Raw genomic sequence first — 22,161 nt, forward strand, 5'->3', positions numbered from 1 at the left:
CACTAAATCTTTCCTTTTTTGATTAGATAATCAGCTGCTTGTTGCTCGATTTCATCTTGTGAATCCATCCGATTACGCAATAACCATTGGTCTAATTCCTGTCGTTGGAAATAGATTTTTTTGCCATTCGGTTTGTAATGTGGAATAGCTGCCGTACTTGTTAGTTTATACAAGTGCGATTGTGATAGTTCTAAATACTTACAAGTTTCATTGAAATTCAATACTTGCTTTTGCAATCTTTGTTGTTCTTGTAACAACTTTTCGATGCTTTCTAATTTTTCGATGATGTTAATGTCCATCTCTATTTTGTTTTAAATAAATGAGGACATCAGGCCTAATGTCATTCTTGATTTTCAAGAACAAGACAAAGGTTGGAAATCGGCTATTCGATTTTAGTAAGAGTGTAAAGCAAGGGTAAGATAACAGTAAGATTTCTTACTAATCTTACTGTTTTTTATTGCAGTTGTTGGATAATATTGTCTATTTCTTCCTTTTCTTTTGGGTTGTGAACTTTGTTTTTGTGAAGATTATTTGCTTTTAATTGCGTTCCTGTTTTGGTGATAAATTTACCTGAACGTTCAATAGAAGTTGGATTGAATCCTGTAAAGAATGGTTTGAGAACATCCACAATATAGCTAAACTGTGTTGTTTCACATTGAATATAAATTTGTGTATTTACTTCTGTAAAATCTTTAGCTATTAATAGGCTATATAACTGTTGTACTGTAGTTCTATTGTCAAGCATATCAACTCTTAATTGAAAATCGTTTAATACTTTCAATAGTCCAGAGGTGTCTTTATTTTTATAACCAAACGAGGTTTTTGGCTTGCGTTTCGATTTTGAAGTTTTTTTAACTGCAACCTTTTTAGAAATATCTACTTTTTCAAATAGGGATGCATCAAATTCAATATCATTAAAATACTTTTCGGCTACTTCCTTAATTGTAAATTGAGGTGTTTCTGAATACTGTTCGTATTGTTCCTGTAGTTCAGCATATAAGTGGATTGCTGATGTTTTTAAATAATTAATGATATAATCGTTATCACTACTTAAATCTGTTGTGATACCTCGCTTTTTAATATAACTGGCAATATCTTTTAGGTACTTATCAAATTTGTTATAAAGGATAGCAAAATTGTATTTATTTTCGGGATTGGTCGCATCTTTTGGGAAGTGATTTTTGAATGCTGATAATTCAGCTTTTACTTCATTTGAAATCAATTTATTGTAATATCCCTTTTTACTATTTAAAGGTCTTTTAAAGTTTACTTTAAAAACCGTACTTATTACTTTCGGTAGTTCCTTTAATTCAGAATTTAGGACGTCAAATTCTCTTTCCGACCTATTATCCCTGTGTAAACCGTTGGTTATTGAAACCAATTTTGAAAATACACTTCCACTCATTATAAATCTAGTTTAATACGGTTAGCAGCTTCTTTCTTTTTGTTGTCGATAACCTTTGCATAAATTTGAGTTGTTTTTAACTCTTTGTGTCCTAAAAGTTTTGAAACTGTGTAAATATCAGTTCCTAAAGTTAGTTGTAGGGTAGCATAGGTATGACGAGCGCAATGGAACGTAATTTTTTTAGTTATTCCTGCATTCATCATCCATTGTTGCAGTTTTAAATTAGTCCAGGCACTATAATACAAATTACCGAATACTTTTTCGTTTGGTTTACCTTCTTCTCCTAATAATTCTCTTGCTTGTTCTGAAATAGGTAGTGTTTCTGCACCTTTAGTTTTCTTTTGTCTAAACCTAATATAATAACCCATTTCATTAGAATGCTGAATTTCTGACCAAAGTAATTTTTCAATATCAGACCAACGTAAACCTGTTAAAGCTGAAAAGATAAAAGCCTTTTTTAATAAAGGTAATTCACATTCTGTATTTACCGCTTTTTGTAATTCTTCGAGTGTTAAAAATTCTCGTTGAGGTTCTCCTTGCTTGAAATATTCAACACCATTTGCAGGGTTTACTTTTAAAATACCATCTTTAACCGCTTGTTTTAACGCTGCGCAAAATTTACCGAAGTATGAATATTTAGAGTTTTGAGAGAGTTTTTTACCAGCTCTTGCCATTGCATCTTTATCTAAATAATCTTTGAATTTTTGTACAAATATTTTATCAACTTCTTGAAAACTAATATCTGTTTTACAAAAGGTTTTTAAATGCTTTAGCATACTATTCCAATTGCCATAATTTCCAGAGCTCGTGTTTTTCTTTTCAGCCAATGTTGTAACATAAGTAATAAAACTACCTTTTAACTTCTCTATATCTTGAAATCCATAAATACCATTCTGAACTTCTAATTGCCTTTGCGCACAAATGGTTTCAGCCAATTTTTTAGTTTTTTTATTTAAATCTCTTTCCGTTTTGTTTTTAGGATTTGGATTTAAATATAATCGTAGGTATTCTGATTTACGACTACCTTTATGATAGTAATCTAAATACAAGCTAATTTTGTTATTCTTTTGGCGTTCTCTTAAAGTTACTTTCATCTGTTTATTTTTTATTGTTTTAATTAGGTCAGATGGAATTCGCCAATAATTATCTCGGTGGGAATCAAGATTTGTTATGGCTTATTTCATAGGCTATTAATTAAAAAGGTTTTCTATTTGCCATCTGGCTACAATTCGTTTTCTACCAAAAGGAACTGCTTTTAAACGTCCTTGTTGAATCATTCTTTGAACAGTCCATCTACTAACACCAATTAGTTGAGATACTTCCGTAACACTTAAAAAATCTTTATTGTTTACTGCATTTGGATTGATAACTTGAACAACTTCTTTTGGTTGTTGCATATCCTTTGTAAGTATAGCTTGAATCTTTTCTTCACGTTTACGTGCTTTATATGCTCTTTTAGCACAGGTATCACTACAGTATTTTGTTACTGTTGTTCTTGCGGTAAATGCATTACCGCAGTATTTGCAATTTTTTGGAATGTATAAATTACTACTCATAAATGGTGCTTTATGTAGCGTTATGGTGCAACGTGGGGCAATATGGTGCATCAATTCGCCAATCTTTTAGCCAACAGATTTGGGCAACAAATCCGTATTTAAGGCAACAGATATACAACAAATTTAGTTTAAAAAGAGCAAAAAAGCAACAAAAAAAGGAAATTAAAAATATGTAACTATATGAAAAATAAGTAGATAACAAGAAAAGAAAGTGTGGTTACTTCCCGATACAAAAGTTAGCAAAGATGTTTCCTAAAAGGTCATCGGTAGTTACTTCTCCTGTGATTTCACCTAAATGAAATAATGCTTGTCGAATATCAATGGCAAATAAATCGGTGCTAATATTTGATTCTATTCCTTTTTGAACTTCTTTTATTGAACTATAAGCATTAGTAAGTGCTTCAAAATGACGTGAATTACTGACAATAGTTTCATTGTTGCTTAAAGCACCTTTATTGGCTAATTGAGTTAGGGTAGAGGTAAGTTCATAAATACCGGTTTTTTCTTTTGCTGATAAAAATAGGATGTCATTGTTTTTAAATACCTTTTTCACCTCATTTTTTAGGGTGTTATTTATAGTATCTGCCTTATTTGCAATAATTAAAATATGTTTATTAGGGTGTTTTTCTTTTAGCTTATTAACTTCACTAAAACTATTATTAATTAATGTTTTTTTGTGTTTAACCTTTTCTAAATCAAATAAATAGATAACTAATTGAGCTTGTTCAATTTTTTCAAAAGTTTTTTGAATTCCAATATTTTCAACAAAATCTTCGGTGTTTCTAATTCCTGCGGTATCTATAAATCTATAGGCAACACCATCAATCGTAATTTCATCTTCAATGGCATCTCTTGTGGTTCCTTCTATGTGGCTTACAATAGCTTTTTCTTCATTTAGTAACGCATTAAGTAAGGTTGATTTTCCCACATTGGGTTCTCCAACAATGGCAACTGGAATTCCATTTTTTAGTACATTCCCTAAAGCAAAAGAATCTATTAAACGCTTTAAAACCGCACTAATTTTATCAATTAAATTCTTGAACTCAGTTCTATCTGCAAATTCAACGTCTTCTTCAGAAAAATCTAATTCTAGTTCTATTAAACTTGCAAAATTGAGTAGTTGTTGGCGTAGGTTTTCAATTTCTGTACTAAATCCACCACGCATTTGCTGTAAGGCAACTTGGTGTGATGCTGCTGAATTGGATGAAATTAAATCGGCAACAGCTTCAGCCTGACTTAAATCCATTTTTCCATTTAAAAAAGCACGTAAGGTAAATTCTCCTGGGTTGGCGTTTCGTACACCATTTTTTATAAAAAGCTGTAGTATTTCTTGCTGAATGTAAACAGAGCCATGGCAATTAATTTCTACCACATTTTCACCTGTATATGAGTTAGGATTTTTAAATACAGAAACCAATACTTCATCAATAATTCGGTTTTTATTTACAATATTACCCAAATGAATGGTATGTGTTTTAACTTGTGTTAAATCTTTTTTACCAAACTTAGATTTAAAATGGTTGTTTACAATTTCAATTGCATTTTTTCCTGACAGTCTTAAAACTGCAATAGCACCAACACCTGATGAAGTTGCTAAAGCTATAATAGTATCATTTGTAACAGCGTTATCCATAAATACAAAAATACAGTATTTTAAAATGTGTTAAAAATTATTTTAAATGCAATCTATATATTTTATTCGTAAATAGCTCTTTTTATAAAGTCTTCAAAATCTTCATAAAATTCTTCAAATTGATGCATGTTTTTATAAAAAAATTCATATGCAGCTTGCCAAGTATTTTTATTATGAATGTTAAAAATTTGATTATGAGCTACATAAATTCGATGTATTATTTTACCATTTTCTAATTGGTATTGTTTATCAAAAATAATAGATGGTAAATATTGTTCTTTTAATACACTTTTTAAATCTACGAGTTGTTCGTATAAAAGCTCATTTTTGATGGGGTCATAAGATTCAATATCTAAACACACTAAAGCTTGTTTTTTATCAGCTACAAATTTAAAACTAAACCCTTTAATTTTCGTATTGTATAACAGCCACTTTCTTGGAAACGATTTTCCAAAATTGGTCCAAAATTCTTTTCTTAATTGAGCGGCTTCTTCTTTACTAAACATTAACCGTGAATGGTTTCTTGGGTTCCTAAATTTTTCATTAATTCAGCCTCATATTCTAACAAATCATTCCATTTTTTATCAACTTCTTTACGAACTCCAAACTTACGTGCGAAATTTAAAAATAACGTATAATGATTGGCTTCTGAGGCCATTAAATCACGATAAAACTTCGCTAATTCTTGGTCTTCTATTCCTTCAGAAAGCAATCTAAATCGTTCGCAACTTCTAGCTTCAATTAACGCTGCATACAATAATCTATGAACCAATTGTGTAGTTCTGCTTCCACCTTTTGGAAAGAATTTTAATAGGTTGTTTACATAACTGTCTTTCCTATCTTGCCCAAGCTTAATTCCTCTATTTAACAACTTTTCATGAACCATTTTAAAATGACTCATTTCTTCTTTTACTAAAGAAACCATTTCTGAAACTAATTCAGAGTATTCAGGAAAACTCATAATTAATGAATTGGCAGTTGAGGCGGCTTTTAATTCACAATGTGCATGGTCAATTAAAATTTCATCAATATTTTTTTCTGCGATATTAACCCATCTTGGGTCAGTTGGAAGTTTCAATCCTAACATTATGTATCAAATTTAAATTTAAGTTTTTCTAAGCTAGTTATAGTACCAACTAGTGTGATGATATTGCCTAATCTTAAGCGAGTATAACCGAGTGATACTAAGAGTTGACTTTTTCTTTTTACCGAGAGCACTAACACATCAGGTGAAAGTCGTAAATTTCTTAAGCGTATACCGTGGATGTCTTCATTTCTTATTTCAAGTTCCATAGAATCTTGTCCATCATCCAGTATCGCAACTGCAACTTTATGAGTATATTCCATTTGCTTCATAAATGGAATATAACTTGCAATGGAATAAATGACTGTTGAACTCATAAAAAAAGTGATGAAAAGCTGACCAATAGTCATCCATTTGATACTTTTAACACGACTTCTTAATTCATTTAAAAAATTTAAGCATTCTAAATAAGCTGGTGTAATAAAATTTAAAAAAGAAGGACCAGTAATAATTCCTGTAATTATTAATCCAGTAATTAACGGAAATTTTATTTTTTGAAAAACTTTAGCAATTTGGTTTGCTGCAATGAAAACAATAAAAAAAACAATTAAAAATGTGATTAATAATTTTAAATCTAAATTATAATAATCTATGTTAAGAAAGAAATTTATAAACATTATTATAGGTCTAGGTCAAAGGTTTTTTTGAGTAATTCTATTGCCTCATTTTTTTCTTTTAATTTTTGATATTTTTCTTGAGGTGTGTAGGCGTATTTTTTAGCTTCTTCTTCATTAACTTCAATAATAATATCAACTTTAAAGTTGTTCAGCTTTTCACGTAAATATTTCATTACATTAGGCTTATCTCTCTCAAATTGATCTTTCATTAATAAGTTTGGAAGCTTATAATGTATATTATTTCCTTTGCTTGATGGAATGCTAGCACTCATTATAGATGCTAAACTTTTTTTTCCTCTTTTAATTAAATTTTTTTTATAATTATCCCAAAATTTTACAAGACTTTGGTTGGTGAATGCATCAGTAGGTAAACCTTCAACCTCTTCAAATTCAACATCAAGTTTTGAAATTTCATTTTTACGATGAACACTATTTAATGATAGTGCAGAACGCCTACGATTATTGGTAATTAAAATAGGTTTAGGTTGTTCTTTTTTAGGGCTTTGTACAGCAATTTCTGTACTTGTTTTTTTAACTTCAGTTATATTTTTTGAAGCCTTTTTAGGCTTAATAACCTTGTTTTTTTGAAAATGTAATGCGGCTATGATGTAGGGCTTGTCATTTTTTTTTTCTCCATCAAAAGTGATAGAGGCTAATTGCATTAAAGTAAGTTCAACCAATAACCGTTGATTTTTACTGCTTTTATATTTTAAGTCGCAATTATTGGCTACATCTATGGCTTGAAGTAAAAAACGTAAGTCTGCCTTTTCAGATTGACTTAGGTATTTTTTTTTAGCATTGTCTCCAACTTCTAACAAATCAATGGTAATTTTATCTTTAGCTACTAATAAATCTCTAAAATGAGAAGCTAAACCACTTATAAAATGATGCCCATCAAATCCTTTCGATAAAATATTGTTTAAATGAATCAATACTTTTGGAATATCATTTGCAAGAAGTAAATCGGTAGTTTTAAAATATTCATCGTAGTCTAAAACATTTAGATTTTCGGTTACAGCTTTTCTAGTTAATTGATTACCAGAAAAACTTACCACTCTATCAAAAATAGATAAGGCATCACGCATGGCTCCATCTGCCTTTTGTGCAATAATATGCAGGGCATCGTCTTCTGCAGTAATTTGTTCTACTTTAGCTATTTTTTCTAAATATTTTTTAGCATCTAAAACTCCAATTCTTTTAAAATCAAATATTTGACAACGAGATAGAATGGTTGGAATTATTTTGTGTTTTTCAGTAGTAGCTAATATAAAAATAGCATGTTTTGGAGGTTCTTCAAGCGTTTTTAAGAAAGCATTAAATGCAGAAGCAGATAACATATGAACCTCATCAATAATATATACTTTGTATTTTCCAGTTTGAGGAGGAATTCTAACTTGATCGGTTAAATTTCTTATATCGTCTACAGAATTGTTAGATGCAGCATCTAATTCAAAAATATTAAAAGCAAAATCTTCATTTGTTTGTTCAGAAGTTTCTTGATTGATTTTTTTTGCTAATATTCTGGCACATGTTGTTTTACCTACACCTCTAGGTCCTGTAAATAATAACGCCTGTGCTAAATGATTATTTTTTATAGCGTTTTCAAGCGTGTTTGTAATGGCTTGTTGCCCAACGACTTCCTCAAAAGTTTGAGGTCTGTATTTTCGAGCTGATACTATAAAATGTTCCATTAATTTTAATATGAATTTATGCAAAAATAAAAAAACCTAAGTTGAATACCACCATATGATGTAGGTTTTTTAAACTTTTAATTGAATACTTATTCTCTTGGATTTTCAGAATAAATTTTATTATATAAATACAAATATTTTTTTATGATTTCATCGCGTTTAGGTTTCATAGTAGGAGTTAGCAAGCCATTATCAATTCCCCAAACATCAGGAGTTAATTCAAACTTCTTTATTTTCTCCCACTTTCCAAATCCTTTATTCCCCTTTTTAATTTCTTTTTCAATTCTTTCAATAATGTGAGGGTTTTCAATTAAGTCTTGGTTGCTACCTGAAATTGGTTCATGGTGAATTCTTGCCCATTCACGTAAAAATTCAAATGAGGGTTGGATAATTGCAGCGGGTAGTTTTTGTCCTTCTCCAATAACTAAAACCTGTTCAATGAAACGAGATTCTTTTATGGAATTTTCTAATAATGCCGGAACAATATACTTACCTCCAGAAGTTTTGAAAATTTCTTTTTTGCGACCAGTAATTTTTAGGAAACCATCTTGGTCAACTTCTCCTTTATCTCCAGTATGAAAATATTCACCCGTCATTACACTGGCTGTTTTTTCTTCATCTTTATAATACCCCATCATTACATTAGGGCCTTTAACTAAAATTTCACCATCGTCAGCAATTTTAACTTCAACATTGTCAATTGTTTTTCCAACAGTTCCAATTTTCATCATATGATCTTTTAGCATGTTTACAGAAATTACCGGAGATGTTTCGGTTAAGCCATACCCTTCCATAATTGGCATTCCAGCGGCAGAAAATACTTTTGCTAAACGAGGTTGAAGCGCAGCACTACCAGATACCATAGTTTCAATATTTCCTCCTAAGGCTTCTCTCCATTTGCTAAAGATTAATTTATCTGCAATTGCTAATTTTTTGTGGTACCACCAACCATTTTTGTTGTAAGGTTCCCATTTTAAGCCTAAGTCTACAGCCCAAAAAAACAAAGCTTTTTTAATACCTTTTAGTTCTGATCCTTTGTTTATAATACCGTCATAAACTTTTTCTAACAGGCGAGGCACTACAGTCATAAAGTTTGGCTTTACTTCTTTTAAGTTGTCTCCAATTTTATCGATAGCTTCCGCAAAATAAATAGAGCATCCAGAATATTGATATAAATACAATAACATTCTTTCAAAAATATGACAAACAGGTAAAAAGCTTAAGGCTTTAAAGTCTCCAATTTTTAATGGTAAACGTGGCATACTATCAAGTACGTTACTTACTATATTGCTATGCGAAAGCATAACTCCTTTTGGCCTTCCTGTAGTACCTGATGTATAAATAATTGTGGCTAAGTCTTCGGTTTTTACACTATCCATTATTTTTTGTACTTCAGGTTGTAAAGTTTCATCTTTACCTAATTCAATTATTTCTTCCCAGTTTTTACATTTATCAACGTGTTCAAATGAATAGATTTCTTTGAGTGTTGCCACTTTCTTTTTTACTTTTGAAACCTTTTTAAATAACTCTTCATCAGAAATAAAACAAAGTGTTACTTCAGCATGATTAAAAATATATTCAAAATCATCCTTTGTAATAGTTGGATAAATAGGAACTCCAATTGCTCCAATTTGTAAAATTCCAATATCTAAAATATTCCACTCTGTTCTATTGGTTGTTGAAGCTACCGCAATTTTATCACCAGGTTTTATCCCTAATTTTAAAAGACCTCTACTTACAGCATTGGCTTTATCAATATATTCTTTAGTTGAAGTTGCAGCCCATTCACCATTATATTTAGTGTTGAAAGCATTTTTAAGGTTGAATGTTTCTAATTGATATTGAGGAAAATCGAATATTCTGGTAACTTTTATTGACATGGTATAGTTTTGGTTAAGTGTAATATCGCAAATTATAAAAATAATATGAATTTACAAGTTTGGAATTTGGAATAGTTTAAAATTATTTTTTGTATATTTTGCCAAATAAATTTTTGTATTTTGATTTTATAGAGCGGCGTTTAATTTTCATAGTAGGGGTGAGTAACCCGTTTTCTACAGACCAAATTTCAGAAGTTAATTCAAAAGCTTTTATTTGTTCCCATTGCCCAAAAGTTTCATTTGCTTTATCAATTTCTTTTTGAATGCGTTTTTTTACTCTTTTTTTTGAGATGATTGCCTTAAAAGATCCGTCAGTTTTAATTTTCTTTCGTTTCACCCATTCAACTAAAAATTCAAAATGAGGTTGAATGATTACTGCAGGCATTTTTTCATTTTCTCCAATAACCATAGCCTGTTCAATAAAACGAGATTCTTTAAGTTTACCTTCTAAAACAGCAGGAGCAATGTATTTTCCACCAGAGGTTTTAAACATTTCTTTTTTTCTGTCTGTTATTTTTAAAAAACCTTCAGAATCCAATTCACCAATATCACCTGTATGCAAATAATTATTAATAATAGTTTGTTTTGTAAGTTGTTCATTTTTATAATATCCCATCATTACATTTGAGCCTTTTACTAAAATTTCTCCATCACTAGCAATTTTTATTGAAATGCCTTCTAGGGCTTTTCCCACCGTACCAATTTTAAATTTTCGATGTCTAAAATCATTGATGGAAATTCCGGGAGAAGTCTCTGTCATGCCATAACCTTCAAAAACTGGAATACCTGCTGCGGTAAAAATTTTAATGAGTATGGGTTGAAGTGGTGCGCTACCTGAAACTAAAAATTTGATATTTCCTCCCAATGCTGCTCTCCATTTGCTAAAAACAATTTTTTTAGCAATGTTAAGCTGAAAATGATACCACCAACCATTTTTATGGTAAGGTTCATAGTGTTTTCCTAAATCTAACGCCCAATAGAACATTAATTTTTTGAGACCTTTTAAATCGCTTCCCTTGTCTACAATTTTATCATAAATTTTTTCTAATAATCTTGGAACAACAGGGATAAAGTGGGGTTGTACTTCTTTTAAATTATCTCCTAATTTATCTACGGATTCTGCAAAATAAATTTCAAAACCCATATATTGGTAATAGTATAAAGCAAATCTTTCAAAAATATGGCAAACAGGTAAGTAGCTTAGTACTTTATAGTTACTAGGTTCTAAATCTAGCGCTTTAGCACTTACAATTGTATTTTCAACAATGTTTTGGTGTGATAGCATAACACCTTTTGGAACACCAGTAGTACCAGAGGTGTATATAATTGTTGCCAAATCTTTAGGTTGGACTTTAGCTTTTAAATCATCTACCTCATGTTGATTGCTAGTGGATTTTCCTAAATTTAAAAGGGATTTCCAACTTGGTACATCTGAAATTTCATCAAAAGAATAAATATTTTTTAATTGAGTATGTTCTTTTATTTGATCTACTTTTTTTGCCAATTCTTCATCTGATACAAAACACAATACAGCATCTGAATGGTTGATGATAAATTTATAATCTTTAGAAGATATTGTAGGGTATAAAGGAACGTTTACCGCACCAATTTGAAGCACAGCAATGTCTAAAATACTCCATTCAATTCTATTGTTTGAAGTTACAACAGCAATTTTATCATTAGGTTGTACACCTAATTTTAATAACGCTCTACTTATAGTATTAGCTTGTTCTAAATAATTTTTAGTTGAACAGCTTACCCACTGTTCTCCAATTTTTGTATTGAAGCATTTAGCATTAGGATTGACATTTAGTTGCTGATAAGCAAAATCAAATAATCGAGATATTTCAGTAGGCATAGGTTAATTTTACATAGATGCAAAATAGAAATAAAAAAGGATTTCACAAAAATGAAATCCTTAGTTATAATTTTAAATTGGTTTTTATAGTTTTGAAAGACGTGTTAAGGTACTTTTTCCTTCTAGAATTAAATGATCGAGGTGAGGGGGTTTTGTAGTAATGTTAAATTTTTCAACCATTTTGTTTAATTCTTTTAATTCTTCAATTTTGTTATTTTCGCTTAGGTATTGTCTAAGAATTCTAATTTTTTCAGCATCTTCAATTCCTTCTCTTAAAGTTTCAAAACGAATAGAACTACGTGCATCTGGATACACCAAATAGGTATCTCCTGCAGGCCAAGTTCTAAATCTTGAGTCTTGCAAAGGATTTTCTACCCAACTGTTATAAGCCCATCTTAAAAACCCATCAAAACCTGCTGCTATAGAGTACCATCCAATAAAAACTCCTTCTGAAGGATCGGAAAATGTAAATACATTTGGAAACTTGTCTGAACAACAAACATAATGTGTGCTTATATATCCATTTTGTTTACGAAGTTGTAAATCTTCTTCATCGATAGTTGCTCCAAAGGCAACTGACAAATCTTTTAACTGATTTGGATATAATTTGTAGCTTTTATGATTGTCTGCAAACGAAGCTCCAAATTCTGGTGCATAGGTGTTAAGTAAGTTAAACATGGCTTTCATTTCATCTGGTTTACGTTCATCCATAGCCATACGGGTAATAGTATTCCACCCTTTTGTTTTTAAATGTACTTTAAATTTAGTTAAAAAAGGAATCCATAATTGTTCATATTCTTTTGAGCCTGGAGGAGCTTTAACTTTTAGTTCTTGGTTGGTTTCCTCATCAAAATAGTAAAACTCATTTCCCCAAGGAACCATAGAATAACAACTGATTTGATTTTTAATACCAAGGTTCATCATAAATTCAACCCAGGTATCAAAAATTGTAAAATCATATTCCCAAGTACCGTCAGCTTTCTTTATCCATTTAATCATACTATCAAAAGGATCAAAAGTTTGTCCTCCCCAAGGACGTTTGTTGAGTGAAACTGTAATTACTTTTTGCCCTGCATCAGCCAGTTCCTTCATTAAAGGGGTAAGTAATTCCCAATGCTTTTTTGACCATGGCTCAACTTGGTGATAGCGAGCAACAGCATAGGGGTTTTGCCATAGATCTAAATGAAATTTCCATGCTGTTGGAGGAGGTAATGTTTTGGGTAGAACATTGAATGATAAAGTAAAAGATTGCGTTTTTTGACCTTCTATTAGTAGTTTTAATGTGCTTACATAAGTGCCTTGAGTTGCATTTTCAGGAATATTTATGGTAATCCAAAGGGGTCTTGTTTCAAATTGTTTAACAGCATAAGAACTAACGGTATCAAGCGCATCTGCAACAAGAGAAGCTTTAAAATCTTCAGGTTTTCTATAACCACATCCTTGTGCAAATTCATCTGTAATTACATACTTAACAAAGCGAGATTGGGCAATGGATGAAGGTAGTTTTTCTCCAGTTTCCGATTTAAAATCTGAAATTTCAGCAACTACTTTTGTGATAGAATCTTTACTCCAAAGAGCTAATTGTAAAGAAGCACGTTCGCCTTTCCAAACATTTGTAGTCCAGTTTTTTTCAATTGGAATTTTAGGTAAATCACTTTTTACAAATCGTTTTGATATGGGTACTATAGAAGCATGCAAACCATTTTCAATAACATTCCAATTTTCAAGAGAGTTTGGGGCAGGGTCTAAAGGTTCTAGATACGTAGCACTTATTTGAAGTGGTTTCTTTTGTTGACATCCAATTATTATAACACTAACAATGATAAAGAAAAGTAAATTTAAATGTTTCATTTATTTAATTTTTGTAGAACAATTGTATTATCAGGCCAAGGCACATTATTTCCTGTTTTAGTGTAGCTAGGCATTTGTGCATTTACACTTCTTAAGTAATTTCCTAAGAGCTTAGCTAATTCTACTGTTTTATGGTTATTTTTATAGGCTAAATTGGTAGTTTCACCAATATCATTTTTAATATTAAAAAGCTCAAATTGTTGGTTTATATGATAATAAATTAGTTTCCAGTCGTCTTTTCTTACAGTACTGCTAGCTCCAATACCGGGTCCTGTTGGCCCCCAATTATTAGGGTAATGCCAAAATAAAGCTCTAGAGTTTGTATTTAAATTATTTCCTTTTAAAATAGGAGTAAAACTCTGACCATCAACTTTCTGTATGGTTTGATAATTTGAAATATGTGCCATTTCCAAAATAGTAGGGAAAAAGTCTTCTATAATTACGAAACTATTTGTGGTAGAATTTTCTTTGGTTACGCCAGGCCATTTTACAAGCATGGGTTCTCTAATTCCACCTTCGTGAACAGCTCCTTTTCCACTTGACAATGGTTTATTATGTGTATGCTTAGTACCACCTCTTGCAACGGCACTTAAGCCTCCATTATCAGACATAAATAAGATGATGGTATTATTGGCAATTCCTTTTTTATCTAAATAATCCATAAGATCACCTAAACTTTTATCCATTCCCTCTATTAATGAAGCATATTTAGCTTCAGTAGGATGTAAGCCTTGAGCTAGATATTTTGACTCATATCTTGGGTCTCCTTGTAGAGGGGTGTGTACGGCATAATGAGACATATATAAATAAAAGGGTTTTTTTTGGTTTACTGCTTTATCAACAGCATTTATAGCTTCAATGGTTAGTACTTCAGTTAAAAAAATATCTTTTCCGTGGTATTTTTCTAAACCTGGAACATCCCAAATTTTTTCTTTACTACGCTTATTTTTAAAGCTGTCTGTTCCATAATAACTTCCTGGTTGTCCAGCAGCGTGTCCTCCTATATTTATATCAAATCCTAGGGTTAAAGGATTGGCACTAGGAGTACCAATAGCTCCAAAATGAGCTTTTCCTACATGGATAGTTTTGTACCCTTTATTTTTTAATAATTGTGGCAAAGGTGTTATATGAACAGAACGTTCGATAGAGTCGCTTGGTTGTGCTCCATTTAAATTCCAAAGAGGCATTTGTAATTCTTTAGGAGGGGCCACCATAGAAACTCCTCGTTTGAATGTCCAATTAGTCACTCGATGTCTAGCGGCATTCATCCCTGAAATTAAACTCACCCTAGTTGGCGTACAAACGGGTGTGGCGTAGGCTTGAGTAAATTTCATTCCCTCACTAGCTAAGCGTTCCATATTGGGAGTGTGATACGTTTTGTTGAAATTGGTTTTTTCTTTCCAGAAAGGGACAGAGGTATCTTGCCATCCCATATCATCAACCATAAATAAAATAATATTGGGTTGAGTAGTTGCTGTTTTTTTAAACTTATTGAAGCTACTTTTACAAGCTATAAATATATTTGAAAATAGTAGTACGAGTATAAGATAAAAGTATTTAGAATAAATTTTCAAAATCACCAGTATTTTTTAATAGGCTATAACTGAGCCTTCTAATTTTTTTTGCGCTTGAGTTGGACTTTTGTACCAAACAGTTAATTCGTTACCACCACTAGCTTCGTGAAAATATATACTTATTGGATGCCATCCTTTTTTTAAGGCGATCATTCCATCCTTTAGTATGGCTGCGTGGTTGCCACCATTGTTTACTACTAACTTGTTGTGAAGGTAAAGTAAGCTGCCATCATCTGATTTTGTAGAAAATTGATACAAACCATCTTCTTCAGCTTTAAAATAACCTTTAAAAACCATCGATACTTGGTCTTTAGTTTCATACCCGGTTAAATCAATTTTTTGTGTGGTTTTCCAAATTGGTTGAGTTGGCAATTTTACTTCTTCAACTACATTAAATTTATTTAAAGCAATCCATTGTTGGATATTTCCTATTTTAGGCTCAATTTTTAAAGGCTCTTTATAGGTTTGCTTTTCAATAATTGCAGTTTTAACTTCACTAGCGTTGTTTCCTCTGTAAGCAATTGTTTTTATAGTTGTATTTTTTGAAATAGTTAAAGGAGCTGTATATTTTAAAGAATTTTTAGTTGGTTGTGTACCATCTAAAGTATAATAAATATCCATACCACTTAATGGGGTAGTTAAGGTTATTTTAGCTTCATCTAAAAATGCAATTTTATCAGCTAAACCTTCTACAGTAGGAATGTAATATTGTATATCTAAAAAATCTAATCTTTGATAATGATTTAATAGTTTTTGTTGAAAATCATCATAATTTTTATTGGACTTTGAGCTCCAGGCAGTTTCTGACAAAGCCAAAATTCTTGGAAAAGTTTGGTATTGCAATCTTTTAAAATTTGGAATTCTCTCGGACCATAAATTGGCTTGTACTCCTAGTACATGGGCTTCTTGCTCTTTGGTAAAATCTTCAGGAACAGGTTCGTAATTATAAACTTTGTCAATTGGAGTTGCTTCATTAGTAAAGTCGAAATAATATTCAAAATCAGGACAAATAATCATATTAGAACCATTATTTGCAGCTATGTATCTTGCTTTTGGAGCCCAGTTTCTCCACCACATTATTGTAGCATCGCTAGATAAGCCTCCATCTACAATTTCATCCCAACCTATTAATTTTTTTCCTTTTGAATGTAAAAATTGTTCTATATCCTTATTGAAAAAAGACTGTAGTTCATGTTCATTTTTTAGCTTATTTTTTTGAATGGCTCTTTGGCAGTTTGGACATTTTTTCCATGAGTCAATATTTACTTCATCACCACCAATGTGTATATATTTTGAAGGAAATAACGCTGCAACTTCACTTAAAATATCTTTGGCAAATTGATACGAGGTTTCTTTCCCTAAACAGGCAGGTATTGAAAAGTGATTGCCCCAACCAGCTTTGCCTGTACAAGATAAATAAGGGTAATTATCGATAGCAGCTTTAAAATGACCAGGCATATCAATTTCAGGAATCACTTCTATATTTCTATCAGAAGCATAGCTAATAATTTCTTTGATTTGATTTTGAGTAAAAAAGCCTCCGTACATTTTTTGCCCATTTATTTCATGATAATGTTGTTCATCAATAGTAAATGAAGGGTTTATTTTGGCTAATTCTTTACATTCTTTATCATGAGAACTTTCAATTCTCCAAGCGCCTTTTTGGGTTAATAATGGGTATTTTTTTATTTCAATTCTCCAGCCTTGGTCATCGGTTAAATGCATATGATAGGTATTCATTTTATACATTGCCATATAGTCTAAAAAAGTTTTTACATTTTCTAAACTAAAAAAATGACGACTGAAATCCATATGCATTCCTCTCCAAGAAAAACGAGGGCTGTCTTGGATAGTTACGCAAGGAACCAACCATTCTACATCCATAGGTTGTTTGCTTTCAATTTCAGCAGGAAGCAATTGTCTAAGCGTTTGTATTCCATAAAAATAACCTGCAGCATCATTAGCACTAATTACAATTTTGGAAGGAGAAACTTTTAAGGTGTAAGCTTCTGGTTCTAAACTTTCTACTTTTTTAAAAGTAATAGAAGCAGCTGAATTGGATTTTTTAACTGTAAAATTAAAGCCAGCCGCCTGTTTAAATAAATCGTTTAAATACGTAGCAGCCATTAGTTGATTATCCTCTTCAATTGAAATTTGAGTTGTGGAAGTGAATAAAAAAGATTCGTCTTCTAAAATTAGGTTTGTAGGCTCTGGTATAACTGAAATTTCAGAGTTTTGGAATGTTTTATTTTTTTGGGTACAACTAAAAATAGTTGAAATTAGGAGTAAAAAAAGTAGATTTTTCATAATTTATTTTAGGAATGAATTATATTTTAATTAAAGTTTATTAGCATAGTTAATCCCTTTATTTTTCCAATGTTGCTGCAATAATTTTAAGGCTTGTTTAAAAGTTTCAAAATTTTTAGCAGTTGTATTGGTCCATCCAACTTCAGCAAAAGCAGCAATTCTAGGGAAGGTTTGGTATGCTACATCATTGTTAGTTGGTGTCCATTCACTCCACATTTGACAGCCTAAGCCATAAATGTTTTTGTGGTATTTTTCTTCTAACCCTTCAGGAATAGGGTTAAAGTTATAAGCTTTTTGTAAACTAATTGATTTGTAACTGTAATCTAAATACGTGTTGCTATGTAAAGAATTTACAATACCATAACCTTTTTCTGCAGCTTCGGTAGCCAATTCTAAATTTCCTTTCCAAAAGTGAACCACTACATTTTGCGCTAAAGATGTTTCAGCTTCTTTGTCGTGTTTTTTTTCTTCAAATCCTTTATGAATATTTTTTCCCATAATTTCATTCCACCCCATCATTCTTCTTCCTTTACTTTCAATAAATTTGGAGATATTATTTGTGAAATAAATTTGTAAATCGGCTGGTGTTTTCAAGCCTTTTTCTTTCATGTATTTTTGTACATGCTCGGCTTCTTCCCATACTTTATAACCAACTTCATCTCCTCCAATATGAATTACTTCTGATGGAAATAATTCAAATAATTCATTTAAAACATTTTTGATAAATTGTTGTACTTTTGGTTTGGTAACATCGTAATTGTCATAATGGCGACCAAATTTAACTGGAACTTCAATTTTTTTACCTAATGTACCCAACCAAGGATAAGCTGCAATTGCTGCGCTAGAATGTCCAGGCATTTCAAATTCGGGAACTATAGTAATATGTTTAGCAGCCGCATAGGCAACAATTTCCTTTATTTCTTCTTGTGTGTAATAGCCACTATGTGTTTTTCCAGAAGTTTTACCGCTTCCCCAAGTTTCAATTTCTGAATCAGCTCTTGTAGCTCCAATTTCGGTAAGTTTAGGATATTTCTTTATTTCAATTCTCCAGCCAGCGTCATCGGTTAAGTGCCAATGAAAAATATTCATTTTTAATAAAGCCATTTCATCTAAGATTAATTTTACAAAATCTTTTCCATGAAAATAACGAGATTCATCTAACATATATGCTCTCCAACCAAATTTTGGTGCATCTTCAATTTTTAATACTGGAAGTTTTATTGGAAGCTCTATGGTTTGTTGTTGAAGCAAAAATTGTTGTATCGTTTGAAATCCATAAAAAATACCTGTAAGTGAACCACCTGTAATAAGTATTTGATTTTTAGTAATGGACAATTGGTATGCTTCTTTAGCAAGATTATTAGCTAATTTTAGTACAATATTATTTTTATTTTTTTGTTGCGTATTTCCAATAGCTAATTTTAAGTGATAGCGATTGAATATAAAACTTTGAAACTGTTTTGCGGTTTCTAGAGTAGCTTCCGAAGCTACAATTTGAGTGTTTTTATGAATTTCAAAAAATCCATTAAATATTTCTATTTGATTGGGTTTTGGAATGATATGAAACTCTGTTTGTTGTGCCATAGTTGGCAACCAAAATGTTAGAATTAAGAGAACTACTTTAATTTTCATGGGTTCTGTATTTTTTATTGATTGGTTTCGTTAATTTCGGTTCTCCAAGCTTGATGAATATTTTTTAATTCATTCATAATTTTTGGATACTGTTTTGCCAAATTGGTAGTTTCGCCTGGGTCGTTTTCTAAATTGTATAAATACGTTCCATACTCCATTTCAACCATTTCGTATTCAGAATTGCTTTTGGCTTTGTCACTGGCAGTTCTTAATTTCCATGAGCCTTTTCTTACTGCTGTTTGGGCATTATTATCCCATACTAAAAACTCGTGTTGTAACTTATTATTAGTTCCGTTTAATACATCATACATGTTAATTCCATCAATATTAGAAGGAATGTCAATACCTGTTGCTGCACAAATAGTTGGTAAAATATCCATAGCACTTACAACATTATTTAATGTTTTTCCTTTTTGAAAATTTTGTGGATATGTAATTATTAGTGGAACTCGAATACCTCCCTCATATAAAGTATATTTTGAACCTTTAAATGGGGCGTTATTTGCATAAATAGGAGTGGAGCCTCCATTGTCGCTTATAAAAATTAGGATAGTATTTTCTAATAAATGCTCCTCTTTTAAATAGCTAGTTATTTTCCCAATTTCAGTATCTAAATAATCTAACTGACCTAAGTATAAAGCTCTACCTTCAGGATTGTTTGGGTATCGTGCTTTTTGATACCAATCGTAATATTCTTCTTTAGCAGGATCCCAATCTTCTAAGCCTTTTAATCCCTTTTTTTCTAAATATTCTTTAGGAAGTTGATGTGTAAAGTTATGAACTGCATTGAAAGATACTTGTAAAAAGAACGGATTGTTTTTGTTTTTATGAATAAAATTTCGAGCCTTTACTCCAAAGATTTCTGTTGAAAATCCAATGGTATCAAACTTAGACTTATTTTTCCAAAAAGCTTGTTGCCTTAAACTTTGTCCTTTTTTATGATGTTCTTCCTTAACTTTTTGAAAAGCCGTTTCTATTGAGTCTGTATGATTTAAATAATGTTTACGGGCAGAAGTATTTCCAAAATAATAGTCAAACCCATGATTTAAAGGGAAGCTTCTATTATCAGTCTGATAGTCATTAGAACCATAATGAACTTTTCCTACATAACCAGTAGCATAGTTTTTTTGTTTCAATAGTTCTGGAATGGTTTTATAATTGTTATTATGAATACCTTTTCCTCCGTACCAAAAAGTTCCCCAGCGATGTTGATAACTTCCGGTGATTAATCCACCTCTTGAAGGGCTACAAATGGATGAAGTAGCGTATGCATTGTTAAAATATACCCCATTTTTAGCAAGTTCATCAATATTGGGTGTTTTTACATCTGTGGCTAAACCAGTATGACTCATATCAGCAAAGCCTAAATCGTCCACAACTATTAGAACAATATTAGGTGATTTATTCACTAAATTGGTTTCTCTTTTTTTTTCACTACATGAGCTACATAAAATGCAGAAAACAAAACTTAAAACAAGGAGGTAATATTTCATCATTAATTTTTGGTTTTAGGATTATGATAATCAGCACCTTTTTCACTTTTTTCACAAGATTTAACCCAATCAAATAGTTCTTTTTTTAATTGGTTGGCTATTTTAGGGTATTTATTAATAATGTTATTTTTTTCTTTGGGGTCATTTATAAGATGGTACATTTCGAAAGCCTTATCCTTCCCATTTCTAATTAGCTTATAAGTATCATTTACCCATGACATTTTATCTGGGTATTGGAATCCTATGCCAGAATATCTTTCTTTTTGATTTCCATAAATGGCATTGGTTAAATCAATTCCATCAATAGGATAGGTACTCTTATTTTTTATATTTAACATAGCCAAAATTGTAGGAAAATAATCACTAGTTACCGAAGCTATATTGGTGGTTTTTCCTGAAGGTATTTGTTGAGGCCAAATACAAAATGAAGGAACTAACAAACCGCCTTCATATAAATCTCTTTTTTTCCCTCTGTAGATTCCAGCAGTAGCTGGAGTGTTTACTTCAGGACCATTATCTGAAGCAAACCAAATCATTGTATTATTTGCTGCTTTTTGTTTTTTTAAAAAATCATAGAGTCTCCCAATTTGAGTATCCATTGCGGTGATACTTCCATAATACAATTGTTCTTGATGGGTATATTTAGAATATATATCTCTATTTTTTTTATCAGTTACCACTGGTAAATGTGGGGTATGTATCCAAATTACTGTAAAAAAAGGAGTGTTGCTTTTTATGGCTTTAGCTATAAAAGGAATGGCTTTATCCATGATAATTTTAGTGTTTTCTCCTTCAATATCTTTTACTAATGCTTTTTCGTCTTTACCTGTCCAATAGGATGTACCGTAATTTTTGGTTTTTTTATTTTCTATTGCAGACCAACCATATCTCCAACTTTCACCTTGCTTTTCATCAAAAATTTCAGGATACACTAAAGGATCAAAAGTTGGTATTTTAGATTCGGTTACAAAATACTCATCAAACCCATGCATATCTGGGGTAGAGTAGTGTTTATAATTATCAGGTTTTCCTCTGTTGGCATCTTTTTCTTTTGTTGTAAGTGTTCCTAAATGCCATTTCCCAAAAATTCCTGTTTGATATCCTTCATCTTTTAAAATCTCAGATAGTGTAATTTCCTCTTTTTTTAATTTTCCTGTATTTGCAGTATAAATACCTTGTCTATAAGGATTTCTACCAGTTAAGCAACTTGCTCTTGTAGGTGAACAAACTGGAGCAGCCGCATAAAATCGTTTAAAAGTAATGCCATTATTTGCGAGTTGATCTAAGTTAGGGGTTTTAATGATTTTATTTCCGTTAAAACCTACATCTCCCCAACCTAAATCATCTGCCATAATTAAGATAATATTTGGTCTGTCAGTTGTTTTGATTTTGTTTTGTGAAAAAATAAAGTTAACGGATCCTATATACAAACAAAATAGTAAAATACGTTTAGTATTTTTTAGCTTATTGTGTATTTTAAACGAAGTAATCATATTGCTAGTCATTTTTAAGCTATCACTTTTTTGCCTTTTAGTTACTCAAAATAATGTGTTCGAACACACAAATATAGTTTGAATTCA

17 protein-coding genes are annotated in these 22,161 nt (G+C 31.1%); all 17 read right to left on the minus strand.

Going from position 1 to position 22,161, the window contains the following annotated elements; genetic code table 11:
- Window positions 1-2: 2 nt before the first annotated feature.
- A complete protein-coding gene (locus Q0714_RS00825) occupies window positions 3-299 on the minus strand; it encodes a helix-turn-helix domain-containing protein (RefSeq protein WP_298262394.1) in 297 nt (98 codons plus the stop codon).
- A 155-nt stretch (window positions 300-454) separates the two neighbouring features.
- Window positions 455-1,405 (minus strand): DUF6617 family protein, encoded by a 951-nt coding sequence (locus Q0714_RS00830; RefSeq protein WP_298262395.1) that lies wholly within the window; start codon window positions 1,403-1,405, stop codon window positions 455-457.
- The gene (locus Q0714_RS00835) at window positions 1,405-2,499 is read right to left on the minus strand and encodes a site-specific integrase (protein WP_298262396.1); all 1,095 of its coding nucleotides are present in this window, start codon (window positions 2,497-2,499) and stop codon (window positions 1,405-1,407) included. The genes Q0714_RS00830 and Q0714_RS00835 overlap by 1 nt, the downstream gene beginning before the upstream one ends.
- Before the next feature lie 96 nt (window positions 2,500-2,595).
- Window positions 2,596-3,012 carry a helix-turn-helix domain-containing protein gene (locus tag Q0714_RS00840; RefSeq protein WP_298262397.1) on the minus strand — a complete coding sequence of 139 codons (417 nt, stop codon included), beginning with the start codon at window positions 3,010-3,012 and terminating at the stop codon, window positions 2,596-2,598.
- 166 nt (window positions 3,013-3,178) lie between these two features.
- Window positions 3,179-4,594: a tRNA uridine-5-carboxymethylaminomethyl(34) synthesis GTPase MnmE gene (gene mnmE / locus Q0714_RS00845; RefSeq protein ID WP_298262398.1), complete on the minus strand. Its 1,416-nt coding sequence runs from the start codon at window positions 4,592-4,594 to the stop codon at window positions 3,179-3,181.
- A gap of 62 nt (window positions 4,595-4,656) precedes the next feature.
- Window positions 4,657-5,100, minus strand: a complete 444-nt coding sequence (locus Q0714_RS00850) for a DUF4268 domain-containing protein (protein ID WP_298262399.1) — start codon at window positions 5,098-5,100, stop codon at window positions 4,657-4,659.
- Window positions 5,100-5,681: a tRNA-(ms[2]io[6]A)-hydroxylase gene (locus Q0714_RS00855; RefSeq protein WP_298262400.1), complete on the minus strand. Its 582-nt coding sequence runs from the start codon at window positions 5,679-5,681 to the stop codon at window positions 5,100-5,102. Before Q0714_RS00855 ends, Q0714_RS00850 begins: the two co-directional genes overlap by 1 nt.
- A complete protein-coding gene (locus tag Q0714_RS00860) occupies window positions 5,681-6,295 on the minus strand; it encodes a hypothetical protein (protein WP_298262401.1) in 615 nt (204 codons plus the stop codon). The genes Q0714_RS00855 and Q0714_RS00860 overlap by 1 nt, the downstream gene beginning before the upstream one ends.
- A 2-nt stretch (window positions 6,296-6,297) precedes the next feature.
- Window positions 6,298-7,986, minus strand: coding sequence for a DNA polymerase III subunit gamma/tau (gene dnaX, locus Q0714_RS00865; protein WP_298262402.1), 1,689 nt, complete (start codon window positions 7,984-7,986; stop codon window positions 6,298-6,300).
- A gap of 89 nt (window positions 7,987-8,075) precedes the next feature.
- A complete protein-coding gene (locus Q0714_RS00870) occupies window positions 8,076-9,866 on the minus strand; it encodes a long-chain fatty acid--CoA ligase (protein WP_298262403.1) in 1,791 nt (596 codons plus the stop codon).
- Window positions 9,867-9,948: 82 nt separating this feature from the next.
- Window positions 9,949-11,724 (minus strand): long-chain fatty acid--CoA ligase, encoded by a 1,776-nt coding sequence (locus tag Q0714_RS00875; RefSeq protein WP_298262404.1) that lies wholly within the window; start codon window positions 11,722-11,724, stop codon window positions 9,949-9,951.
- 84 nt (window positions 11,725-11,808) lie between these two features.
- The gene (locus tag Q0714_RS00880) at window positions 11,809-13,575 is read right to left on the minus strand and encodes a glycoside hydrolase domain-containing protein (RefSeq protein WP_298262405.1); all 1,767 of its coding nucleotides are present in this window, start codon (window positions 13,573-13,575) and stop codon (window positions 11,809-11,811) included.
- The gene (locus tag Q0714_RS00885; protein ID WP_298262406.1) at window positions 13,572-15,149 is read right to left on the minus strand and encodes a sulfatase; all 1,578 of its coding nucleotides are present in this window, start codon (window positions 15,147-15,149) and stop codon (window positions 13,572-13,574) included. Before Q0714_RS00885 ends, Q0714_RS00880 begins: the two co-directional genes overlap by 4 nt.
- A 15-nt stretch (window positions 15,150-15,164) precedes the next feature.
- Entirely contained in the window at window positions 15,165-17,456 is a 2,292-nt protein-coding gene (locus tag Q0714_RS00890; protein WP_298262407.1) for a family 20 glycosylhydrolase, read from the minus strand.
- A gap of 30 nt (window positions 17,457-17,486) precedes the next feature.
- Complete coding sequence (locus Q0714_RS00895; protein WP_298262408.1) at window positions 17,487-19,088, minus strand: beta-N-acetylhexosaminidase; 1,602 nt, start codon at window positions 19,086-19,088, stop codon at window positions 17,487-17,489.
- A gap of 14 nt (window positions 19,089-19,102) precedes the next feature.
- Window positions 19,103-20,584: a sulfatase-like hydrolase/transferase gene (locus Q0714_RS00900; RefSeq protein WP_298262409.1), complete on the minus strand. Its 1,482-nt coding sequence runs from the start codon at window positions 20,582-20,584 to the stop codon at window positions 19,103-19,105.
- Complete coding sequence (locus Q0714_RS00905) at window positions 20,584-22,086, minus strand: sulfatase-like hydrolase/transferase (protein ID WP_367181307.1); 1,503 nt, start codon at window positions 22,084-22,086, stop codon at window positions 20,584-20,586. The genes Q0714_RS00900 and Q0714_RS00905 overlap by 1 nt, the downstream gene beginning before the upstream one ends.
- Window positions 22,087-22,161 lie beyond the last annotated feature (75 nt).

It is taken from the genome of uncultured Lutibacter sp. (assembly GCF_947493565.1).
GTDB lineage: Bacteria > Bacteroidota > Bacteroidia > Flavobacteriales > Flavobacteriaceae > Lutibacter > Lutibacter aestuarii.